Here is a 20,317-nt window from a genome sequence, read left to right on the forward strand (position 1 = left end):
GGTTACGAGCGTACTTCCAGGAGCGGGACGAGCTGCTCGACGGGGGTCATCGAGCCGTGCATGCCGACCATGGCCGACTCGTGCGGCTCGTTGCGGGAGGCGATGATCACCACGTCGTCGTGGGCGGCCGCGACCACGTCGCCGATCCTGCCGTGGACCCGCTCGTCGATCCGCGGGCCGAACCAGCCGGCCGCGACGGCCTCGTCCCGGCTCGCCACCCAGAACTGCTCGCCCAGCACCTCGCGCCAGACGGTGAGCACGTCCGACTCGGCGCCCGGGACCGCGTACACGTGCCGGGCGCGGCCCTCGCCGCCGAGCAGCGCGACGCCCGCGCCCAGCTCCCAGTCCTCGTCGAAGTCGATCCGGGACTGCTCGTCGAACGGGATGTCGATCATCCCGTGGTCGGCGGTGATGTAGAGGGCCGAGCGCGGCGGGAGCTTCTCGGCCAGGCGCTGGGCCAGCCCGTCGACGTACATCAGCTGTCCGCGCCAGGCGTCGGAGTCGGTGCCGAAGCGGTGCCCCTTGCCGTCGACCTCGCTGTAGTACGTGTAGACGAGCGAGCGGTCGCCCGCGGCCAGCCGCTCGGCGGCGGTGTCCATCCGTTCCTCGCCGGTGAGCCGGCCGAGGAAGGAGCCGCCGCTGAGCGCGACCTTGGTCAGGGGGGTCTGCTCGAAGGCCGGGGCGGAGACCTGCGCGGTACGGACCCCGGCGGCGTCGGCGAGCTGGAAGACGGTGGGGTGGGGCTGCCAGGCCTTCGGCGGGGTCCACGGATTCCAGCGGAGCTGGTTCATCAGCTCGCCGGTCTGCGGATTGCGGACCGCGTAGCCGGGAAGGCCGTGCTCGCCGGGGGGCAGCCCGGTGCCGACCGAGGCCAGCGAGGTCGCGGTGGTGGCCGGGAAGCCCGCGGTGATCGGGCGGCCCGTGCCGCCGCGCGAGCCGGGCAGCAGGGAATGCAGGAACGGGGCCTCGTCGGGGTGGGCCTTGATCTGCTCCCAGCCGAGGCCGTCGATGAGGAAGACGCAGTTGCGGTCGGCGGGGGTGAGCTCACCGATCGCCGCGGTGAAGCCGGGCACTTCCTGGCCCGCGAGGAGGGTCGGCAGCAGATCGGCGAGCGAGCCGCTGCCGTACTCCGGGACGGGGGCCGTGTCGACGGGCAGCAGGACAGGATCCTGCCAGGCCGGCTGGGCCATCAGCGGCCGGCCGCCGCGGTCGCGGCCGTGGCCTCGGAGAGCGCCTGGGCGAAGGCGAGGGTCTGGCGCACGGTGTCCGGGCCGTCGCCGGCCTCGCTGACCCGCAGGCTCAGGTCGTCGGCGGTGGAGTTGCCGGTGTAGCCGTGGTCGGCCTCGCAGTTGGGGTCGCCGCAGGCGGCGGGCTCCAGGTCGATCCGGGAGACCGCGCCCCAGCCGATGGTCAGGACGACCTCGCGGGGCAGGGTGCCCGGGACGTACTTCTCCGGGTTGGCCACGACCCGGCTGACCACGACCGAGGAGATCCGGTCGAGCTTGACCGACTCGGTGGAGGTGGTGGCGTACGGCGACGGGGAGCTGGTGTCGGCGTTCTGCTCGTCGGTGTGGCTGACGATGAAGCGGGTGTCCGTGAGCACCAGCACGGTGACGTGCCGGCGCACCTCGTTGGAGTCGAAGGTCGTCTCCTGGTGCACCAGGTACGAAGCGACCGGCTCACCGCCCACGGCGGCCTCCACCGCCTCGGCCACGAGGGCCGGGTAGTAGCCGCTGCGCTCGATCGCCGCGCGCAGCCCCTGGGTCGTCGTACCGGTCTTAGCCATGGGGACCATCCTACGGGGGACGGAAGGCTGCCGGGGACGCCGCTGCGCCCCTGTGCGGGCGGGGTCCAGCGGGTCTCCAGCCGTTCGGGGTCAGTAGTTGGACAGGCGGCGCGGGCCCAGGTCGTTGCGGGCCGGGGGCGGCGAGAGGCGGACGCTAGCCCCGAGGACGGAGAGCCCCTGAGGGGCGACCACGACCGGTTCCAGGGCGATGGACACCACTTCGGGGTGGTCGTCGACCAGCCTGGATACCCGCAGCAGCAGTTCCTCCAGCGCGGCGGTGTCCACAGGGGCCGAGCCGCGCCAGCCGAAGAGGACGGGGGCGGCCCGGATGGAGCGGATCAGTTCGGCGGCGTCGCGGTCGGTGGCCGGGACCAGGCGGTGGGCGGTGTCGCCGAGGAGTTCGGAGGGCGCGCCGGCCAGGCCGAAGGAGAGGACGGCGCCCGCGGCCGGGTCGATGGTGGCCCGCACGACGGTGTCGACGCCGCGCGGGGCCATGGCCTGGACGACGGGCCGCAGCTCCGCGGGCTTGCCGAGCAGTTCGGTCAGATCGCCGTACGCGCGGCGCAGCGCGGCCTCGCTGTCGAGGTCGAGACGTACGCCGCCGAGGTCGGCCCGGTGGCGCAGATGGGGCGCGGTCGTCTTCAGCGCCACCGGGTAGCCGAGCAGGGCGGCGGCGGCCACCGCCTCCTCGGGTCCGGGGGCCGGCAGCGTGGGGCGTACGGCGATGCCGTAGCAGGCGAGCAGTTCGCGGGCCTCGTCATGGCCCAGCGGCCGGCCGCGCGGGTCGGGGTCCTGGCCGAGCAGGGCGTCGATGCGGGCGGCGGCGCCCTGCGCGTCGATGGTGTCGTCGAGGAAGTCGGGCACCTTGCCGGGCACCGCGGCCTGGCGTCGCCACTGGGCGTACCGCACGGCTTCGGCGAGGGCCCGGACGGCGCGTTCGGCGGCGGGGTAGGCGGGGATGCGGCCGGCGGGGCGGGTCGCGTCGGGCGCCTCGGGGGCGGTGTCGTCCGTGGCGGGCGGCGGCGCGGGAGCCTCCTGCGCCGCGGTGAAGGGCCGCGCGGCCGGGCGCCGCTGGGCCACGGTGCTGGTGGCGGCGGCCAGGGCCTCGGCGAGGCCGCCGATCTCCACATGGACCACGGCGACGGGCTTGGCGGGTCCGGTGGCGGCCGCCGCGTGCAGGGCGGTGGCCAGGACCTCGCCGTCCCCCGACTCCGCCTCGCCGTCCTCGCCGACCCAGGGGATGGCCGTTACGATCACGGCGTCGCAGTCCCCGTCGGCCAGCGCCCCGGCCAGCGCGTCCCGGAAGTCCTGCGGGGTGGCGGAGGTGGTGAGGTCGACGGGCGGGCGCGGGCGGAGGCCCTCGGCCAGGCAGACGTCGTAGGTGAGCAGGCCGAGGGACTCGGAGTTGCCGAGGATCGCGACGCGTCCGCCCGCCGGGAGCGGCTGGTCGGCGAGGAGCAGGCCCGCGTCGACCATCTCGGTGACCGTGTCGACGCGGATCACGCCCGCCTGCCGCATCAGCGCGGAGACCGTCGCGTCGGGGATGCGGCTGACGGGGACCGCGTGGCCGGGCGGGGTGGAACCGCTGTGCCGGGCGCCCTTGACCACGACGACCGGCTTCACGGCGGCGGTGCGGCGGGCGAGGCGGGTGAACTTGCGGGGGTTGCCGAGCGACTCCAGGTAGAGCAGGGCGACGTCGGTGTCCGGGTCGTCGTACCAGTACTGGAGGAAGTCGTTGCCGGAGATGTCGGCGCGGTTGCCGGCCGAGATGAAGGTGGAGAGGCCCGCGCCGCGCCGGTAGAGCCCGGAGAGCAGGGCGATACCGATCGCGCCGGACTGGGTGAAGAGGCCGATGCGCCCGGAGGCGGGCCGTTCCGGGGCGAGGGAGGCGTTGAGCCGGACCGCCTCGGCGTTGTTGATGATGCCGAAGGCGTTGGGTCCGATGATCCGCATGCCGTACGAACGGGCCTGGCGCACCAGTTCGCGCTGGCGCTCGCGGCCTTCGGCGCCCCACTCGGCGTACCCGGCGGAGAGCACCACCAGGCCCTGGACGCCGTGTTCGCCGCAGTCCGCGACGGCTTCCGGGACCCGGTCGGCCGGTACGGCGACGACGGCGAGGTCGACGGGTTCGCCGATCTCGCCCAGGGAGCGGTGGGCGGGGACCCCGTCGATCGTGGACCGGTCGGCGGCGAGGGCGCTGTTCACCGCGTAGGCGCGGCCGGTGAAGCCCGCGCCGAGCAGGTTGCGCAGGACGGTGCGGCCGACGCCGCCGGGGGTGCGGCCGGCCCCGATGACCGCGACGGAGCCGGGGGCGAGCAGGCGCTGCACGGAGCGGGCCTCGGCGCGCTGTTCCCGGGCGCGCTGGACGGCCAGGGACTCGGCGGTGGGTTCGAGGTCCAGGGTGAGGTGGACGGAACCGTCCTCGAAGCTGCGCTGCTGGGTGTAGCCGGCGTCCCGGAACACCTTGATCATCTTGGTGTTGGCGGGCAGTACCTCGGCGGCGAAGCGGCGGATGCCGCGCTCGCGGGCGACGGCCGCGATGTGTTCGAGCAGGGTCGAGGCCACGCCCCGGCCCTGGTGGGCGTCCTGGACGAGGAAGGCGACCTCGGCCTCGTCGGCGGGGGCGGAGGCGGGCCGGCCGGTCGCGTCGATCCGGTCGTAGCGGACGGTGGCGATGAACTCGCCGCCCACCGTGACGGCGAGGCCCACCCTGTCGACGTAGTCGTGATGGGTGAAGCGGTGGACGTCCTTGGCGGAGAGCCGGGGGTAGGGGGCGAAGAAGCGGTAGTACTTCGACTCGTCGGAGACCTGCTCGTAGAAGCTGACCAGGCGTTCGGCGTCGTCCGTGGTGATGGGCCTGATCCGCGCGGTGCCGCCGTCGCGGAGCACCACGTCAGCCTCCCAGTGATCGGGGTAGGCGTGATGCGGACTCTGCTCCGGAGAGGGCTGCATGGGCCAAGCCTACGGCGGTCCCACCGGTCGCGGGGGGCTCGGGGCCGGGGCACTCTGGGGGTCCGGACGACGGTACGGTGCGGGGCGCGGGAGGGCTCGCGGGTCGACCCGGAGCATCGCGCACCACATGAGAGACTGGTCTAGACAACCATTGAATCGTGAAGGGCAGAACCATGGCTGAGCGCCGCGTCAACGTCGGTTGGGCCGAGGGCCTGCACGCCCGCCCCGCTTCCATCTTCGTCCGTGCCGCTACGGCTTCCGGCGTTCCCGTCACCATCGCCAAGGCGGACGGCAACCCGGTGAACGCGGCCTCCATGCTCGCGGTGCTCGGGCTCGGGGCGCAGGGCGGCGAGGAGATCGTCCTCGCGTCCGAGGCGGACAACGCCGAGGCCGCTCTGGACCGTCTGGCCAAGCTGGTGGCCGAGGGGCTCGAGGAGCTTCCGGAGACCGTCTGAGTCCGCGCGGCCACGATCGCCGGAATTCTCGCGGGAAAGCCGCGGCCCCCTTCACGAGGTGCCGCGGCTTTTTCGTGCGCGCACATGTACGGGTAATACGGCGAAGGCGCACACAGAATAATCGGGCGGCCTCTTTTTTACGTGTTTTTACGCACGCCTTTCTTTCTTTGTACGCGCCCTTTGTTAATTCCGGCCGCTCGCGGTGTTTACGGCACGTTGCGAGGTCCTCACACGGGTGGCGCGGGGGACGGTGGCCGGCCGCGCGGGGTGGCGCAGCCGGTGCGTGGCGCCCGCCCGTTCGGCGAGCTGCGCGGCCAGGGCCCTCGCCCGCTCCGCGTCGCCGCGCGCCACGGCGTCCACGAGCGCGCCGTGCTCGGCCCAGGCGTCGGCCGGTCGGGCCGGCTGGTCGACCGCGTACATCCAGGCGGTCTTGTGCCGCAGCTGGGTGAGCAGGGCGATGAGGCCGGGGCTGCCGGATGCCTGGGCGAGCGTCTCGTGGAACCAGCCGCCCAGGGAGCGCAGGTCCTCGCCCTCGCCCCGGCGGGCGCGCTCCTGGCCGAGTCTGACCAGGCCGCGCAGCACCTTGAGGTGGGCGTCGGTGCGGCGCAGGGCGGCACGGGCCGCGCCGAGCGGCTCCAGCAGCATGCGGACCTCCAGGAGGTCGGCGGCCTCCTGCTCGGACGGCTCGGCGACGCAGGCTCCGGCGTGTCTGCGGGTGACCACGAAGCCCTCGGACTCCAGGGTGCGCAGCGCCTCCCGTACGGGGACGCGGGAAACCCCGTAACGCCGCGCGAGCACCTCCTCGGTGAGCCGGCTGCCGCGTTCGAAGACACCGGAGACGATGTCGTCACGGATTGCCGTGCATACCGAATGCGCTGGAACACGCATGTCCGAACCTCCGCCTCAATCCCCGCGAACAGCAGCCGATCGACACCTCTGCTGCGACTCTATTGCAATGCGCTCGCATTTCCGATGCCGGGCGGGAATTCATGAATATCTTTTGGTCACGGGCGGGTCCGGGCACGGCGAAGGCCCCGGCACGGTGCCGGGGCCTTCGCCGTGGAGTCGGGCGGTCGGTCAGACGGTCACGCCGTGGGCGCGCAGGTAGGCGACCGGGTCCATGTCGGAGCCGTACGAGGGGGTGGTGCGGGCCTCGAAGTGGAGGTGCGGGCCGGTGGAGTTCCCGGTGGAGCCTGAGAGCCCGATCCGCTGACCGGCACCGACGCTCTGGCCGACGGTGACGCCGATCGAGGAGAGGTGGCCGTACTGGGTGTACGTGCCGTCCGTCATCCGGAGCACGATGTTGTTGCCGTACGCCCCGCCCCAGCCGGCCTCGACGACCGTGCCGGCGCCGACGGCGACGACGGAGCTGCCGGAGGCGGCATGGAAGTCGATGCCGGAGTGGCTGCCGGAGGACCACAGCGAGCCGCTGGACTTGTAGCCGGTGGTCACGTAGGAGCCGGCGACGGGGAGCTGGTAGGAGGTGCCCGGGGTGGCGCGGGCGGAGGAGCGAGCCGCGCGGGACGCGGTCTCGCGGGCCTTCTCGGCACGGGCGGCCGCCTCGGCCTTCGCCTTGGCCTTCGCCTTGGCCCTGGCAGCCTTCTCCGCGGCCTTCTTCCTCGCCTCGGCCTTCTTCTTCGCCTTCGCCTCGGCGGCGGCCTTCTTCTGGGCGACGTCGGCCTGGTGCTGCTGTGCGGCGGCCTGTGCGTCGATCCGGTCGGCGAGGGTGTGCTCGATGGACATGATCTGGGCGAGACCGGTCTCGTCGGCGGCGGGGGCCGTCCCGGCACCGGCGGCGAGGGCCGGGGAGGCCAGGGAGCCGGTGGCGGCGAGCGTCGCGACGCCGACGGCCTTGGCGCCGGTACGCGTCAGACGGCCCGGGGCACGGTGCTTCCCGGTGGCACGGGTGAACGCCATGGGGTGGCTGGTCCTTTCCTTCCTTCTCGCCTACCGGGTTAGCTGACGGGTTCGGAGCAGGAAGGTCTCCTACGGATGCCCGGCCTCGCGGGAGGCGGGGGCGTCCGATTCACCCCAGGGACTGCGTGGGTCCCCGGCTCCCCGGGCTCGCGCCTGACGGGGACTCGGCGATGACTGCCCGGTACGCCACGGATGCGGCATACGAGTGACGGACAGCCGGGCCGACGCTAGGCGGCCGCGCTTCCCGTCACCAAACGGACGGAAGGTTTTGTAGCGCATCCCACAGGGTTGATTCATGACTTACGGGAAAAAAGACACAGATCAGACATGAAGGAGGCTCCGGCGGCAACGACACGCCGGAGCCTCTCCGTTGCCCGCGCGGCGGGCGGAGTGCGAGCGGTCAGCCGCCGACGACCGTCACCTCTCCGATCCCGAGGGCCCTGACCGGCTCCTCGATGCGCGAGGCGTCACCGACCAGGACCGTGACCAGCCGGTCCACCGGGAAGGCGCTGACCACGGCCGCGGTCGCCTCGACGGTGCCGGTCTCGGCGAGGCGGGCGTACAGCGTCGCCTGGTAGTCGTCCGGAAGGTGCTGTTCCACCTGGTCGGCGAGGGTGCTCGCGACGGAGGCCGCCGTCTCGAACTTCAGCGGGGCGACGCCCACGAGGTTCTGCACGGCGGTCTCGCGCTCGGCGTCCGTCAGGCCCTCGGCGGCCAGCGTCCGCAGGACCTTCCAGAGGTCCTCCAGCGCCGGTCCGGTGGACTCGGTGTCCACGGAGCCGCTGATGGCGAGCATCGCGGCGCCCGTCGCGCCCGAGACGGAGTCCACCGCGCCGGAGCGCAGCACCTGGGCGAAGGCCCGCACACCGTAGGTGTAGCCCTTCTCCTCGCGCAGCACCCGGTCGAGCCGGGAGGTGAGCGTGCCGCCCAGGCAGTACGTGCCGAGCACCTGGGCCGGCCACACGCTGTCGTGGCGGTCGGCGCCGATGCGGCCGATGAGCAGTTGCGTCTGCACCGCGCCGGGGCGGTCCACGATCACTACCCGGCCGGTGTCGTCGGCCGTGATCGGCGGGAAGGGGCGGGCCCGGCCGGCGTTCCCCGACCAGTCGCCGAGGGTGTCGGCGAGCAGCGCGTCCAGATCGATGCCGGTCAGGTCGCCGACCACGACTGCGGTCGCGGTGGACGGGCGGATGTGCGCGTCGTAGAAGGCGCGCACGGCCGCGGCGTCGATCCGCGCCACGGTCTCCTCGGTGCCCAGACGGGGCCGCGACATACGGGCCGAGGCCGGGAAGAGCTCCTTGGAGAGCTGCTTGGCCGCGCGGCGGGCCGGATTCGCCTGCTCGTGCGGGATCTCGTCCAGCCGGTTGCGCACGAGGCGCTCGACCTCGCTGTCGCTGAACGCCGGCGCCCGCAGCGCCTCGGCGACCAGGCCGAGCGCCTTGGCCAGCCGGGAGGCCGGGACCTCCAGGGAGACCCGGACACCGGGATGATCGGCGTGGGCGTCGAGCGTGGCGCCGCACCGCTCCAGCTCAGCGGCGAACTCCTCGGCGCTCTGCTTGTCGGTGCCCTCGGACAGGGCGCGCGACATGATCGTGGCCACGCCGTCCAGGCCCTCGGGCTCGGCGTCCAGCGGGGCGTCGAGGAAGATCTCGACGGCGACGACCTGCTGGCCGGGGCGGTGGCAGCGCAGCACGGTGAGCCCGTTGGGCAGGGAGCCGCGCTCAGGGGCGGGGAAGGCCCAGGGGCGGGCCGCGCCGGGGGCGGGCTGGGGGTGGTACTGCATCGAAACTTCAGTCGCGGCAGCGTCGGTCACTGGTCCGCCCCTTCGTGCGCGTCGGTGTCGGTGGCGGCGGCCTCCGCCTCTTCGGCGGTCTCGGGCTCGACCGGTTCGTAGACCAGCACCGCCCGGTTGTCGGGGCGCAGCTGGGCGCGGGCGGCCGCCCTGACCTCGTCCGCCGTGACGTCGAGCACCCGGTTGACCGCGGTCAGCGCGAGCTGCGGGTCGCCGAACAGCACGGCGTAGCGGCACAGTTCGTCGGCGCGGCCCGCGACCGTGCCGAGCCGGTCCAGCCACTCGCGCTCCAACTGGGCCTGGGCGCGTTCCATTTCCTCGGGCGTGGGGCCTTCCTCGGCGAACCGGGCCAGCTCCTCGTCGACCGCGGACTCGATCCCGGCCACCTCCACACCGCCGGACGTCTTGACGTCCAGCCAGCCCAGCGAGGGCGCGCCCGCGAGCCGGAGCAGCCCGAATCCGGCGGCCACGGCCGTACGGTCGCGCCGTACCAGGCGGTTGTGCAGCCGGGAGGACTCGCCGCCGCCCAGCACGGTCAGCGCGAGGTCCGCGGCGTCGCACTCGCGGGTGCCGTCGTGGGGCAGCCGGTAGGCGGCCATCAGGGCGCGCGCCGGAACCTCCTCGCGGACCTCCTCGCGCAGCTGGCCGCCCATGATCGGGGGCAGCGCGCCGTCGCGCGGCGGCTGCTTGCCGTCGTGGGACGGGATGGAGCCGAAGTACTTCTCGATCCAGGCGAGGGTCTGCTCGGAGTCGATGTCACCGACGACCGACAGCACCGCGTTGTTCGGTGCGTAGTACGTACGGAAGAACGTGCGCGCGTCCTCCAGGGTCGCCGCGTCCAGGTCGGCCATCGAGCCGATCGGGGTGTGGTGGTACGGGTGGCCCTCGGGGTAGGCGAGGGCGGTGAGCCGCTCGAACGCGGTGCCGTACGGGACGTTGTCGTAGCGCTGGCGGCGCTCGTTCTTGACGACGTCGCGCTGGTTCTCCATGGACTCGTCGTCGAGCGCGGCGAGCAGCGAGCCCATCCGGTCGGCTTCGAGCCACAGGGCCAGCTCCAGCTGGTGCGTGGGCATCGTCTCGAAGTAGTTGGTCCGCTCGAAGCTGGTGGTCCCGTTGAGCGAGCCGCCGGCGCCCTGCACCAGCTCGAAGTGCCCGTTCCCCTTGACCTGGCCGGACCCCTGGAACATCAAGTGCTCGAAGAGGTGTGCGAGACCGGTGCGCCCCTTGACCTCGTGGCGCGAGCCGACGTCGTACCAGAGGCACACCGCCGCGACCGGGGTCAGATGGTCCTCGGAGAGCACCACGCGCAGGCCGTTGGCCAGACGGTGCTCGGTCGCTGTCAAGCCGCCGGAGCCGGCCTGGGCTGTGGCCGTGTGACCCATGGGCATGTACGTCCCTTCGATCGCGCTACTGGTTGTCGATGTGGATGAAGATGTGGGTGAAGCCGCTTCGCGAGCTGGTTCCGCGAGGTTGATTCGAGACACAGCCACTGTATGCAAGCGAACAGAAACCTGGCGAAGTTCCCCCCACGGTGAAAGTTCACGAGAAGGTGCGGACAGGAGGTCTCCGACCCCCTCGGAACGTACGGAGAACACCCTTTGGGACGGGTCGAGGTCAGGGTTGTCAGTGGCGCGGTCCACAATGGTGCGCGTCAGAACCTGAGGGAACCTGAGGTTGCCCGCACAGAATCCGTGAAGGAGTCGCAGCAGCGATGGCCCGCCGCAGCACGAAGACCCCGCCGCCGGTCGACTTCGAGGAGAAGATCCTCGACATCGACGTCGTCGACGAAATGCAGGGCTCCTTCCTCGAGTACGCGTACTCGGTGATCTACTCACGGGCCCTGCCGGACGCCCGTGACGGCATGAAGCCGGTGCACCGCCGCATCGTCTACCAGATGAACGAGATGGGCCTGCGCCCGGACCGCGGCTTCGTGAAGTGCGCCCGGGTGGTCGGCGAAGTCATGGGCAAGCTGCACCCGCACGGCGACGCGTCGATCTACGACGCGCTGGTGCGGATGGCCCAGCCGTTCTCGATGCGCCTCCCCCTGGTCGACGGCCACGGCAACTTCGGCTCGCTGGGCAACGACGACCCGCCGGCCGCCATGCGGTACACCGAGTGCCGGATGGCCGACGCGACCTCGCTGATGACGGAGTCGATCGACGAGGAGACGGTCGCCTTCCAGTCGAACTACGACGGTCAGGAGCAGGAGCCGGTCGTCCTCCCGGCCGCCTACCCCAACCTCCTGGTCAACGGCACGACCGGGATCGCGGTCGGCATGGCGACCAACATGCCGCCGCACAACCTGGGCGAGGTCATCGCCGCGGCCCGGCACCTGATCAAGCATCCGGGCGCGGACCTGGAGACCCTGATGCGGTTCGTCCCGGGCCCCGACCTGCCGACCGGCGGGCGCATCGTGGGCCTCGGCGGCATCAAGGACGCGTACGCCAAGGGCCGCGGCTCGTTCAAGATCCGCGCGACGGCCGTCGTGGAGAACGTCACGCCGCGCCGCAAGGGCCTGGTCGTCACCGAACTGCCCTTCACCGTCGGCCCGGAGAAGGTGATCTCCAAGATCAAGGACCTGGTCTCGGCGAAGAAGCTCCAGGGCATCGCCGACGTCAAGGACCTCACCGACCGCTCGCACGGCCTGCGCCTGGTCATCGAGATCAAGAACGGCTTCGTGCCGGAGGCGGTGCTGGAGCAGCTCTACAAGCTGACGCCGATGGAGGAGTCCTTCGGCATCAACAACGTGGCTCTGGTCGACGGCCAGCCGCTCACGCTGGGCCTCAAGGAGCTGCTGGAGGTCTATCTCGACCACCGCTTCGAGGTGGTGCGCCGGCGCAGCGAGTTCCGCCGGACCAAGCGCCGCAACCGCCTGCACCTGGTCGAGGGTCTGCTGGTCGCCCTGGTCGACATCGACGAGGTCATCCGGCTCATCCGGTCGAGCGACAATTCGGCGCAGGCGAAGGAGCGGCTCATCGAGCGCTTCGCGCTGAGCGAGATCCAGACGCAGTACATCCTGGACACACCGCTGCGCAGGCTGACCCGGTTCGACCGGATCGAGCTGGAGAGCGAGCAGGACCGGCTGAACGCCGAGATCGCCGAGCTGACGTCGATCCTCGATTCGGACACCGAGCTGCGCAAGCTCGTCTCCTCGGAACTGGCCGCGGTCGCCAAGAAGTTCGGCACCGCGCGGCGCACGGTGCTGCTGGAGTCGGCCGGCGCGCAGGTCGCGTCGGTGCCGCTGGAGGTGGCGGACGACCCGTGCCGGGTGCTGCTGTCCTCGACCGGCCTGCTGGCGCGTACGGCCAACGACGACCCGATCGTCTTCGCCGAGGGTGCCAAGCGGTCCAAGCACGACGTGATCGTCTCCGCGGTGCCGGCGACGGCCCGCGGTGACATCGGCCTGGTGACGTCCGGTGGGCGGCTGCTGCGGCTTCCGGTGATCGATCTGCCGCAGCTGCCGGACACGCACGCGGCGCCCAATCTGTCGGGCGGCGCGATGATCGGGGAGTTCCTGACGCTGGAGGCGGACGAGGAGGTCGTCTGCCTCACCACGCTCGACGAGGAGTCACCCGGCCTGGCCATCGGCACGTTGCAGGGCGTCGTGAAGCGCGTGGTGCCGGACTATCCGGCCAACAAGGACGAGCTGGAGGTCATCACCCTCAAGGACGGTGACCGGATCGTCGGCGCGGCCGAGCTGCGGACCGGTGAGGAGGACCTCGTCTTCATCACCTCGGACGCGCAGCTGCTGCGCTACCCGGCCGCGCAGGTACGTCCCCAGGGCCGGCCGGCCGGCGGTATGGCGGGCGTCAAGCTGGCGGCGGGTGCGCGGGTGCTCTCGTTCGCCGCGGTGGACCCGGCGGCGGACGGCGCGGTGTTCACGGTCGCGGGTTCGCACGGCACGCTGGACGACTCGGTGCTGACGTGCAAGCTGACCCCGTTCGACCAGTATCCGCGCAAGGGCCGGGCGACCGGTGGGGTGCGCTGCCAGCGGTTCCTGAAGGGCGAGGACGTGCTCGTGTTCGCCTGGGCGGGGACGACTCCGGCCAGGGCGGCGCAGAAGAACGGCGCCCCCGCCTCGCTGCCCGAGCCCGATCCGCGGCGCGACGGTTCGGGGACGCCTCTGCCGAGCCCGGTAGCGGTGATCGCCGGCCCGGTGTAGGCCGTCGGCCCGGCGGGCGGGAGCGTCCTACGCGTCGTCGTCGCCGGGCTGTTGCACGTACCGCAGGACGCCCCACATGGCTCGCTCGTGTGCGGCGTCCTGCGGCATTCCCGGGCCGGGCGTACCCGGGCCAGGCGTACCCGGGCCGGGCGTTCCCGCGCCGGTGCCGGAGCCCGTCTCCTCCGTTGTGCGGCAGCTCTCCAGTCCCTTGCGCAGGGCCGGTGCGTCGATGCCGGAGCCGATCAGGACGAGCTGGGTCCGCTTCACCTCGCCGCGCGTCCAGGGCCTGGGGGTGAAGCGCAGGAACCTGCCTACGGCGTGCACCCCGTAGGCGTTGTCCGGGTCGCCCGCGCCGAAGTCGACGTAGCCCTTGATCCGGTACAGGCCTTCGGACCGTGAGTCGAGGAAGTCCATCAGCCGACGGGGGTCCATCGGCGCGTCGGAGGCGAAGTCGACGCTCTCGTACGCCGTGTGCAGATGGGCACCGTGCCCGTGGCCGTCCTCCTCCGCGCGCTCCTCCAGGTACAGGTCCTCGAAGGTGAGCTGGCGCGCCTTCTCGTCCCCGTCCGGGCGCAGCGCCGCGTCGAAGAGCAGTTCCGGGTCGATCCGCCCGTAGGTGGCGGGGACGACCGCCGCCGTGCTGCCGCTGTCGGTGACGGCCTGCCGGATGCGGGCGCACTCCGCGTCGCCGGCCCGGTCCGTCTTGTTCAGCACGACGAGGTCGGCCACCGCGAGATGGCGGTCGATCTCCGGATGGCGCTGCCGGGTGGCCCCGAACTCCGCGGCGTCGACCACCTCGACCAGTCCCCCGTACACGATGTGCGGGTTGTCGCTGGCGAGGATCATCCGGACGAGCTCCTGCGGCTCCGCGAGCCCGCTCGCCTCGATGACGATGACGTCGAGCCGGGCGGCGGGCCGGGTGAGGGTCTCCAGATACGTGTCCAGTTCGCTCGCGTCGACCGCGCAGCACAGGCAGCCACCGCCCAGCGAGACGGTCGAGCCGACCTGTCCGGAGACGGTCATGGCGTCGATCTCGATGGCCCCGAAGTCGTTGACGACGACGCCGATCCGGTTCCCCGAGCGGTGCCGCAGAAGGTGGTTGAGCAGCGTCGTCTTGCCGGATCCCAGGAATCCCGCGAGGACGACGACCGGGATCTGAGGGCTGCGGGGCGACGACGAGCTCAACGGGGACCTTCCTGCGGGGTCAGACTGCCGGGACCGGCTGCGGCGGGGGCGGGCCGACGTAGCGGGCCGCCGGGCGGATGATCTTCGAGTCCTCCGCCTGCTCCAGGATATTGGCGCTCCAGCCCACGACCCGCGCCGCGCAGAAAGTCGGGGTGAACATCTCGCGCGGCAGCCCGCACAGCTCCATGACCACTCCGGCGTAGAACTCCACGTTGGTGTGCAGTTCGCGCCCCGGCTTGAGCTCGGCGAGGATCGCCTCGACCTGGCGTTCCACCTCGACGGCGAAGTCCACCAGCGGCCCGCCGAAGCTCTGGGCGATGGACCGCAGCATGCGGGAGCGGGGGTCCTCGGTGCGGTAGACCGGGTGGCCGAAGCCCATGATCCGGTCGCCTGCGAGCACCCGCTCGCGGATCCAGCCGTCGATGCGGTCGGGGGTGCCGATCGCGTCCAGGGTGTCGAGGGCACGGCTGGGCGCACCGCCGTGCAGCGGGCCGGAGAGTGCCCCGACGGCGGCGACCAGGCAGGCGGCGATGTCCGCTCCGGTCGAGGCGACGACCCGTCCGGTGAAGGTCGACGCGTTGAATCCGTGGTCGACGGTGGAGATCAGATACTGCTCGACGGCCCTGACCCGGGCCGCGTCCGGCACGGAACCGGTCAGCATGTAGAGGTAGTTGGCCGCGTGCGGCAGGTCGGCTCGCGGTTCCACGGGGTCGAGTCCCTGGCCGAGGCGGTGCAGGGCGGCCAGCACGGTGGGAACGGCGGCGCAGGCGGCCAGGGCGTCGGCGCGACGCCGGGGCGCGTCAATGTCGTACACCGGCCGGAAACCGGCCGAGGCCCCGAGCAGGGAGAGCGCCGTGCGCAGCCCGGACAGCGGGCCGGACACCGCGCTCGCGCGGGCTATGGCCCGCAGGGCGTCGCGTACCGCGTCGGGCAGGACGCGCAGGGCGGCCGTACGGGCGGCGAAGTCGGCGCGGGCCGCCGGCGCGGGCAGTTCGCCCTCGGTCATGAGGTACCAGACGTCCTCGAAACTGCGGGTCTGCGCCAGCTCGACCGCCGAGTACTGGCGGTAGTGGTAGAAGCCCTCGCGGCCCCGGACGTCCCCGAGGGCCGTATCGGTCACGACGACACCCGCGAGACCTCGGGGGACGTCGAGCGGTGTTCCGCCGGTCGTGGTCGTCATTGCTTCCTCCGTGGACAGTCCGATGACTCCTTGATATTGATTCGACTGTCCATGCATGACTGCAAATCTGTCAACGTTGATTTCATCAATACGAATCCATGGATTCGATGACGGCATGGGGATACGGTGACGGCATGACGGACCAATCAGAGGCGGCCGAGGAACGGCCGGGCACGGCGGGCGAGCGGCTCACCACGCGGGAAACGGCCGAGCGCCTCGGCGTGAAGCCTGAGACGGTGTACGCCTATGTCAGCCGCGGCCAGCTGAACAGCAGCCGTGTGCCGGGCGGTCGCGGCAGCACGTTCGACGCGGCGGAGGTCGACGCGCTGGCGCGGCGGACGGGGCGCAGGGAGCCGCCCTCCCCCGCCGGTGAGCCCTCCGTCCGTACCGGCATCACCCTCATCACCGGCGAGCGGTACTACTTCCGGGGGGTGGACGCGACGGAGCTGGCCGCGCGCCATTCGTACGAGGAAGTCGCCGAGTGGCTGTGGACCGGTGAGCTGCGGCCGGGCATGCGTTTCACGGCTCCGGCGCACACCGTGTCCGCCGCCCGCCGGGCGGTCGGCGCGCTGCCGGAGCACTGCGGGTCGACGGACCGGCTACGGGTGGCGGTCGTGGCCGCCGCTGCCGCCGACCCGCTGCGGTTCGACCTGTCACGCGCGGCGGTGCTCGGGGGTGCGCGAAGCCTGATCCCCGCGCTGGTCGCGGCGTTGCCGACCGTGGGCGGGGAGGGAGTGGACGGCAGCGACAGCGGGGAGACCCCGGACAACTTGGCCCGTCAACTGTGGCCGAAACTCACCGCACATGAACCCGACGAGGCGTCACTGTCCGTCCTGGACACCGCGCTTGGCCTCCTGATCGACCACGATCTGGCCGCCTCCACGCTGGCGGCGAGGGTTGCCGCCTCCGCGCGCGCCCATCCGTACGCGGTGGTCTCGGCGGGTCTCGGCGTGCTGGAAGGTCCTCTGCACGGCGCGGCCAGCGGGCCGGCGCACCGCATGCTGGCGGAGGTTCTGGAGCGCGGCGGCGCAGCCCCGGTGGTCGCGGACCATCTGCGGGCCGGCCGCCAGGTGCCCGGACTCGGCCACCGGCTGTACACCGGCGAGGACCCCCGCGCGAAGACCCTGTTCGACCTACTGGCACACATCCCCCGGGCAGCTCCGGCCCTGGCCGCCGCCCGTGACGTGGTCGCAATCACCGCACGGGACGCGACCCTGCACGCCAACGTCGACCTGGCCCTGGCCGTACTCTCGGTCGCCTCGGACATGCCGGCGGAGGCGGGAGAGACCGTGTTCGCGGTCTCCCGTACGGCGGGCTGGATCGCGCATGCCCTGGAGGAGTACGGGGAACGCCCGCTGCGGATGCGTCCCAGTGGGCACTACACGGGGCCCCGGCCGCCCCAGCCGCTCCCCGTACCGGATGGGGCACTCACGCAATAGACGGCACCGCTGACGCAAAATCGCGACGGTCAGCGGGAAGCACCGCGCGGAGGCTGGGCCGTGGAGCCTCGAACGACGAGTTCCGGTTCGAAGAGCAGCTCGTCCGAGGGCACCGCACGCCCGCCGATCTGCACGGAGAGCAGCTCGACCGCGGCCCGGCCCATGGCCTCGATCGGCTGGCGGACGGTGGTGAGCGGCGGCTCGGTGCAGTTCATGAAGGCCGAGTCGTCGTACCCCACGACGGACACGTCGTCGGGCACCGAGAGGCCCCGCCGCCGGGCCGCGCGGACGGCTCCCAGGGCGAGCGGGTCACTGGCGCAGATGAATCCGGTGACCCCGTCGTCCAGCAGTCGCGTGGCGGCGGCCTGCCCACCCTCCAGCGAGAACATGGCCCGGGTCACCCACGCGTCCGGGATGCTGGTGCCGGACTCCTCGGCGAGCACACGGGCGGCGGCCAGCTTGCGCTGCGAGGGCATGTGGTCCGAGGGGCCGAGCACCAGTCCGATGCGCTCGTGGCCCAGCGAGACCAGGTGGCGCCAGGCCTGCTCGACGGCCACGGAGTCGTCGCAGGAGACGCAGGGGAAGGCGAGGTGGGCGATGGCCGCGTTGATCAGGACGACGGGGATCTTGCGGTCGGCCAGCACCTTGTAGTGGTCGTGCGGGGCGTCGGCCTGCGCGTAGAGGCCACCGGCGAAGACCACACCCGAGACCTGCTGCTGCAGGAGCAGTTCGACGTAGTCCGCCTCGGAGACCCCGCCCTTGGTCTGGGTGCACAGGACGGGAGTGAGGCCCTGCTGGGCGAGCGCGCCGCCGACCACCTCGGCGAAGGCGGGGAAGATCGGGTTCTGCAGTTCGGGCAGGACGAGGCCCACCAGCCGGGCCCGTTCACCGCGCAGCTGGGTCGGCCGCTCGTAGCCGAGGACATCGAGCGCGGACAGAACGGCCTGCCGCGTGGCGTCGGAAACGCCCGGCTTGCCGTTGAGCACCCGGCTGACCGTGGCCTCGCTGACTCCAACCTTCTGTGCCACCTGAGCAAGTCGTCGCGTCATACACGCAAGATTAGCGCAAGAAACGCAAACAGATTGCGTGGGGTAGGAAACAAGACGATTTCCGGAAGCGCGGAAACGTCCGAACCGTTTCTCCGGCCACTCCTACGCATGAGCATCGGAGCCCTGCTTCAAACCTGCCCGGCTGCCATCGCCCCCACGCGCGTCACCGTACTAGCCACCGGTCGCCTCGGGCATCCCTCGGGCAAGCGGCTCCCTGCTGTCGGGACACGAACAGTTTCGAGGGCATCGACGGCCGGCCCGCACCCCGCACGGCTCACACCGCGCCGGCCCCCGTCATCGCACGCACCTCGATCTCCGCGTGCTTGGCCGCGTCCGGCGGTTCGCCGGCCGTGACGGTGCCGATCCAGCCGGCGAGGAAGCCCAGCGGAATGGAGACCAGGCCGGGGTTCTCCAGCGGGAAGACCTGGAAGTCGGCGCCGGGGAAGAGCGAGGCGGGGCTGCCGGAAACGACCGGGGACAGCAGGACGAGCAGGATGGCGGGAATCAGGCCGCCGTAGACCGACCAGACCGCGCCGCGCGTGGTGAAGTTCCGCCAGAACAACGAGTAGAGCAGCACCGGGAGGTTGGCCGAGGCGGCGACCGCGAAGGCGAGGCCCACCAGGAACGCCACGTTGAGGTTCTGCGCCAGCAGGCCCAGCCCGATGGCGGCCACTCCGATGCCGGCCGCCGCCACCCGGGCCACGGCCACCTCGCTGTGCTGCTTGCCGCCGGGCCGCTTGAGCGAGGCGTACAGATCGTGGGCGACGGACGCGGACGAGGCGAGGGTGATGCCGGCGACGACCGCGAGGATGGTCGCGAAGGCGACGGCGGCGACCACGGCGAACAGGATCGTCCCGCCGGTGGAGCCCTCGCCCCCGCCGAGCACCATGGCCAGCAGCGGAACGGCCGTGTTCCCGGCGGGGTTCGACTCCCGTACGTCGGCCGTGCCGACCAGCGCCGCCGCGCCGAACCCCAGCACGATCGTCATCAGGTAGAAGCTCCCGATGAGGCCGATGGACCAGACGACCGACCGCCTGGCCGCGCGGGCGGTGGGCACGGTGTAGAAGCGGGACAGGATGTGCGGCAGCCCCGCCGTGCCCAGTACCAGGGCAAGACCGAGGCTGATGAAGTCGATGCGCGCCGTCCAGCTCCCCCCGTACCGCAGGCCGGGCGAGAGGAAGTCCTTGCCGTAGCCGCTGTGGCCGGCGGCGGAGTGGAGCAACTCGTTGATGTTTCCGTGGAAGTGGACCAGGACGAGCACGGTCAGTGTGACGGTGCCGGCCATCAGCAGGACGGCCTTGACGATCTGGATCCAGGTGGTGGCGCGCATCCCGCCGAGCGAGACGTACACCACCATGAGCGCCCCGACTCCGATAACGGTCCAGGACCGGGCCGCCCCGCTCGTCCCGCCGAGGAGCAGGGCCACCAGACTGCCCGCGCCGACCATCTGCGCCACCAGGTAGAGCACGGAGACGGTGACGGAGGACGTCCCCGCCGCGATGCGGACCGGGCGCTCCGCCATCCGGGCCGCCACCACATCGGCGAGGGTGAACCGGCCGCAGTTGCGCACGAGCTCCGCCACGAGCAGCAGGACGACCAGCCAGGCGACCAGGAAGCCGACCGAGTAGAGCATGCCGTCGTAGCCGAAGAGCGCGATCAGACCGGAGATGCCCAGGAAGGAGGCTGCCGACATGTAGTCGCCCGCGATGGCGAAACCGTTCTCCATCGGGGAGAACAGCCGGCCCCCGGCGTAGAACTCCTCGGCCGACCCGTGCCTGTTGCGGCTCACCCAGGTCGTGATGGCGAGAGTGACCGCGATGAAGACGCCGAACAGCAGCAGCGCCGGCGTCTGATGGTTGCCGCTCACCTCCCTGCCCCCCGCGTCATCTCCTGGGTCTCCCAGCGAAGGTCGAGCGCGGCCCGGTCCCGGCGCAACCGCGCGTGCCGTGCGTACGCCCCCGTGAGCAGGAACGTCGTCAGGAACTGACCGAGCCCGGCGACCATCGCCACATTGACCGCCCCGGCCACCGGCCTCGCCATCAGCTCCGGCGCGGTGACCGCCGTGACGACATAGGCGAGGTACCAGACGAGGAAGGCAACGGTGGCGGGGACGACGAAGCGCCGGTAGCGGCGGCGCACCTCCTGGAAGGCCTCGCTGCGCTGCACCTCCAGATAGATGTCCGACGCGCTGTGGCCGTCCCTCGGTGCGGCCGGCCCAGGCACCCGGGCGGGCGCGAGAACGCCCGTGCCGTCCAGCTCCTCCCATCCGGAGGCCGGCGCGTCGTCCCACGGGTCATCGAGCCGCATCGCTGCGGGCTCGCGCCCTGCTCTCTTGTCCACCGAACAACTCCCCTTGTCCACGGACCACTTCGGCCGCGTATCCAAGAATGGGCAGATCGG

General features: G+C 72.0%; 15 protein-coding genes and 1 riboswitch. Of the genes, 3 read left to right on the top strand and 12 right to left on the bottom strand.

Annotated features, from left to right (window positions below):
- Positions 1 to 2: 2 nt before the first annotated feature.
- The 3 genes from B082_RS0109000 to B082_RS0109010 all read right to left on the bottom strand — a co-directional run bounded on the left by B082_RS0109000 (position 3) and on the right by B082_RS0109010 (position 4,738).
- Entirely contained in the window at positions 3 to 1,190 is a 1,188-nt protein-coding gene (locus B082_RS0109000; protein WP_018551478.1) for an alkaline phosphatase family protein, read from the bottom strand.
- Positions 1,190 to 1,786, bottom strand: a complete 597-nt coding sequence (locus B082_RS0109005; RefSeq protein ID WP_018551479.1) for a DUF5998 family protein — start codon at positions 1,784 to 1,786, stop codon at positions 1,190 to 1,192. Before B082_RS0109005 ends, B082_RS0109000 begins: the two co-directional genes overlap by 1 nt.
- Positions 1,787 to 1,876: 90 nt before the next feature.
- Positions 1,877 to 4,738, bottom strand: a complete 2,862-nt coding sequence (locus tag B082_RS0109010; RefSeq protein ID WP_026249575.1) for a bifunctional GNAT family N-acetyltransferase/acetate--CoA ligase family protein — start codon at positions 4,736 to 4,738, stop codon at positions 1,877 to 1,879.
- Between the two features lie 173 nt (positions 4,739 to 4,911).
- Here B082_RS0109010 and B082_RS0109015 point away from each other — a divergent pair, with 173 nt between their 5' ends.
- Positions 4,912 to 5,193, top strand: coding sequence for an HPr family phosphocarrier protein (locus B082_RS0109015; protein WP_018520603.1), 282 nt, complete (start codon positions 4,912 to 4,914; stop codon positions 5,191 to 5,193).
- Positions 5,194 to 5,376: 183 nt separating this feature from the next.
- Here B082_RS0109015 and B082_RS0109020 read toward each other — a convergent pair whose 3' ends face one another.
- The 4 genes from B082_RS0109020 to B082_RS0109035 form a co-directional block, all read right to left on the bottom strand.
- Positions 5,377 to 6,081 (bottom strand): GntR family transcriptional regulator, encoded by a 705-nt coding sequence (locus B082_RS0109020; protein ID WP_018551481.1) that lies wholly within the window; start codon positions 6,079 to 6,081, stop codon positions 5,377 to 5,379.
- Positions 6,082 to 6,270: 189 nt separating this feature from the next.
- Positions 6,271 to 7,110 (bottom strand): M23 family metallopeptidase, encoded by an 840-nt coding sequence (locus tag B082_RS0109025; protein WP_018551482.1) that lies wholly within the window; start codon positions 7,108 to 7,110, stop codon positions 6,271 to 6,273.
- A 13-nt stretch (positions 7,111 to 7,123) separates the two neighbouring features.
- Positions 7,124 to 7,290: riboswitch (cyclic di-AMP (ydaO/yuaA leader) on the bottom strand.
- 220 nt (positions 7,291 to 7,510) lie between these two features.
- Positions 7,511 to 8,893, bottom strand: a complete 1,383-nt coding sequence (locus B082_RS0109030) for a M16 family metallopeptidase (protein ID WP_018551483.1) — start codon at positions 8,891 to 8,893, stop codon at positions 7,511 to 7,513.
- 26 nt (positions 8,894 to 8,919) lie between these two features.
- Complete coding sequence (locus B082_RS0109035) at positions 8,920 to 10,290, bottom strand: M16 family metallopeptidase (protein ID WP_199783777.1); 1,371 nt, start codon at positions 10,288 to 10,290, stop codon at positions 8,920 to 8,922.
- A 323-nt stretch (positions 10,291 to 10,613) separates the two neighbouring features.
- On the opposite strand from B082_RS0109035, the gene B082_RS0109040 reads away from it, so the two are divergent.
- Positions 10,614 to 13,064, top strand: a complete 2,451-nt coding sequence (locus B082_RS0109040; RefSeq protein WP_018551485.1) for a DNA gyrase/topoisomerase IV subunit A — start codon at positions 10,614 to 10,616, stop codon at positions 13,062 to 13,064.
- A gap of 27 nt (positions 13,065 to 13,091) precedes the next feature.
- Here B082_RS0109040 and B082_RS0109045 read toward each other — a convergent pair whose 3' ends face one another.
- Positions 13,092 to 14,249 carry a CobW family GTP-binding protein gene (locus B082_RS0109045; RefSeq protein WP_018551486.1) on the bottom strand — a complete coding sequence of 386 codons (1,158 nt, stop codon included), beginning with the start codon at positions 14,247 to 14,249 and terminating at the stop codon, positions 13,092 to 13,094.
- A 19-nt stretch (positions 14,250 to 14,268) separates the two neighbouring features.
- Positions 14,269 to 15,429 (bottom strand): citrate synthase/methylcitrate synthase, encoded by a 1,161-nt coding sequence (locus B082_RS0109050; protein ID WP_018551487.1) that lies wholly within the window; start codon positions 15,427 to 15,429, stop codon positions 14,269 to 14,271.
- 134 nt (positions 15,430 to 15,563) lie between these two features.
- On the opposite strand from B082_RS0109050, the gene B082_RS0109055 reads away from it, so the two are divergent.
- Positions 15,564 to 16,868, top strand: coding sequence for a citrate synthase (locus tag B082_RS0109055; RefSeq protein ID WP_018551488.1), 1,305 nt, complete (start codon positions 15,564 to 15,566; stop codon positions 16,866 to 16,868).
- 29 nt (positions 16,869 to 16,897) lie between these two features.
- Here B082_RS0109055 and B082_RS0109060 read toward each other — a convergent pair whose 3' ends face one another.
- The 3 genes from B082_RS0109060 to B082_RS0109070 all read right to left on the bottom strand — a co-directional run bounded on the left by B082_RS0109060 (position 16,898) and on the right by B082_RS0109070 (position 20,224).
- A complete protein-coding gene (locus B082_RS0109060; RefSeq protein ID WP_078622533.1) occupies positions 16,898 to 17,917 on the bottom strand; it encodes a LacI family DNA-binding transcriptional regulator in 1,020 nt (339 codons plus the stop codon).
- 274 nt (positions 17,918 to 18,191) lie between these two features.
- A complete protein-coding gene (locus tag B082_RS0109065) occupies positions 18,192 to 19,784 on the bottom strand; it encodes a cation acetate symporter (RefSeq protein WP_018551490.1) in 1,593 nt (530 codons plus the stop codon).
- Positions 19,781 to 20,224 carry a DUF485 domain-containing protein gene (locus B082_RS0109070; RefSeq protein WP_018551491.1) on the bottom strand — a complete coding sequence of 148 codons (444 nt, stop codon included), beginning with the start codon at positions 20,222 to 20,224 and terminating at the stop codon, positions 19,781 to 19,783. The genes B082_RS0109065 and B082_RS0109070 overlap by 4 nt, the downstream gene beginning before the upstream one ends.
- Positions 20,225 to 20,317 lie beyond the last annotated feature (93 nt).

The sequence above is a fragment of the Streptomyces sp. ATexAB-D23 genome (assembly GCF_000373645.1).
GTDB lineage: Bacteria > Actinomycetota > Actinomycetes > Streptomycetales > Streptomycetaceae > Streptomyces > Streptomyces castrisilvae.

Excerpts from the sequence above, each read along its gene's own strand:
- B082_RS0109000 (WP_018551478.1), bottom strand. The coding sequence starts at position 1,190 with ATGGCCCAGCCGGCCTGGCAGGATCCTGTCCTGCTGCCCGTCGACACG.
- B082_RS0109005 (WP_018551479.1), bottom strand. The coding sequence starts at position 1,786 with ATGGCTAAGACCGGTACGACGACCCAGGGGCTGCGCGCGGCGATCGAG.
- B082_RS0109010 (WP_026249575.1), bottom strand. The coding sequence starts at position 4,738 with ATGCAGCCCTCTCCGGAGCAGAGTCCGCATCACGCCTACCCCGATCAC.
- B082_RS0109015 (WP_018520603.1), top strand. The coding sequence starts at position 4,912 with ATGGCTGAGCGCCGCGTCAACGTCGGTTGGGCCGAGGGCCTGCACGCC.
- B082_RS0109020 (WP_018551481.1), bottom strand. The coding sequence starts at position 6,081 with ATGCGTGTTCCAGCGCATTCGGTATGCACGGCAATCCGTGACGACATC.
- B082_RS0109025 (WP_018551482.1), bottom strand. The coding sequence starts at position 7,110 with ATGGCGTTCACCCGTGCCACCGGGAAGCACCGTGCCCCGGGCCGTCTG.
- B082_RS0109030 (WP_018551483.1), bottom strand. The coding sequence starts at position 8,893 with ATGCAGTACCACCCCCAGCCCGCCCCCGGCGCGGCCCGCCCCTGGGCC.
- B082_RS0109035 (WP_199783777.1), bottom strand. The coding sequence starts at position 10,290 with ATGCCCATGGGTCACACGGCCACAGCCCAGGCCGGCTCCGGCGGCTTG.
- B082_RS0109040 (WP_018551485.1), top strand. The coding sequence starts at position 10,614 with ATGGCCCGCCGCAGCACGAAGACCCCGCCGCCGGTCGACTTCGAGGAG.
- B082_RS0109050 (WP_018551487.1), bottom strand. The coding sequence starts at position 15,429 with ATGACGACCACGACCGGCGGAACACCGCTCGACGTCCCCCGAGGTCTC.
- B082_RS0109055 (WP_018551488.1), top strand. The coding sequence starts at position 15,564 with ATGACGGACCAATCAGAGGCGGCCGAGGAACGGCCGGGCACGGCGGGC.
- B082_RS0109060 (WP_078622533.1), bottom strand. The coding sequence starts at position 17,917 with ATGACGCGACGACTTGCTCAGGTGGCACAGAAGGTTGGAGTCAGCGAG.
- B082_RS0109070 (WP_018551491.1), bottom strand. The coding sequence starts at position 20,224 with ATGCGGCTCGATGACCCGTGGGACGACGCGCCGGCCTCCGGATGGGAG.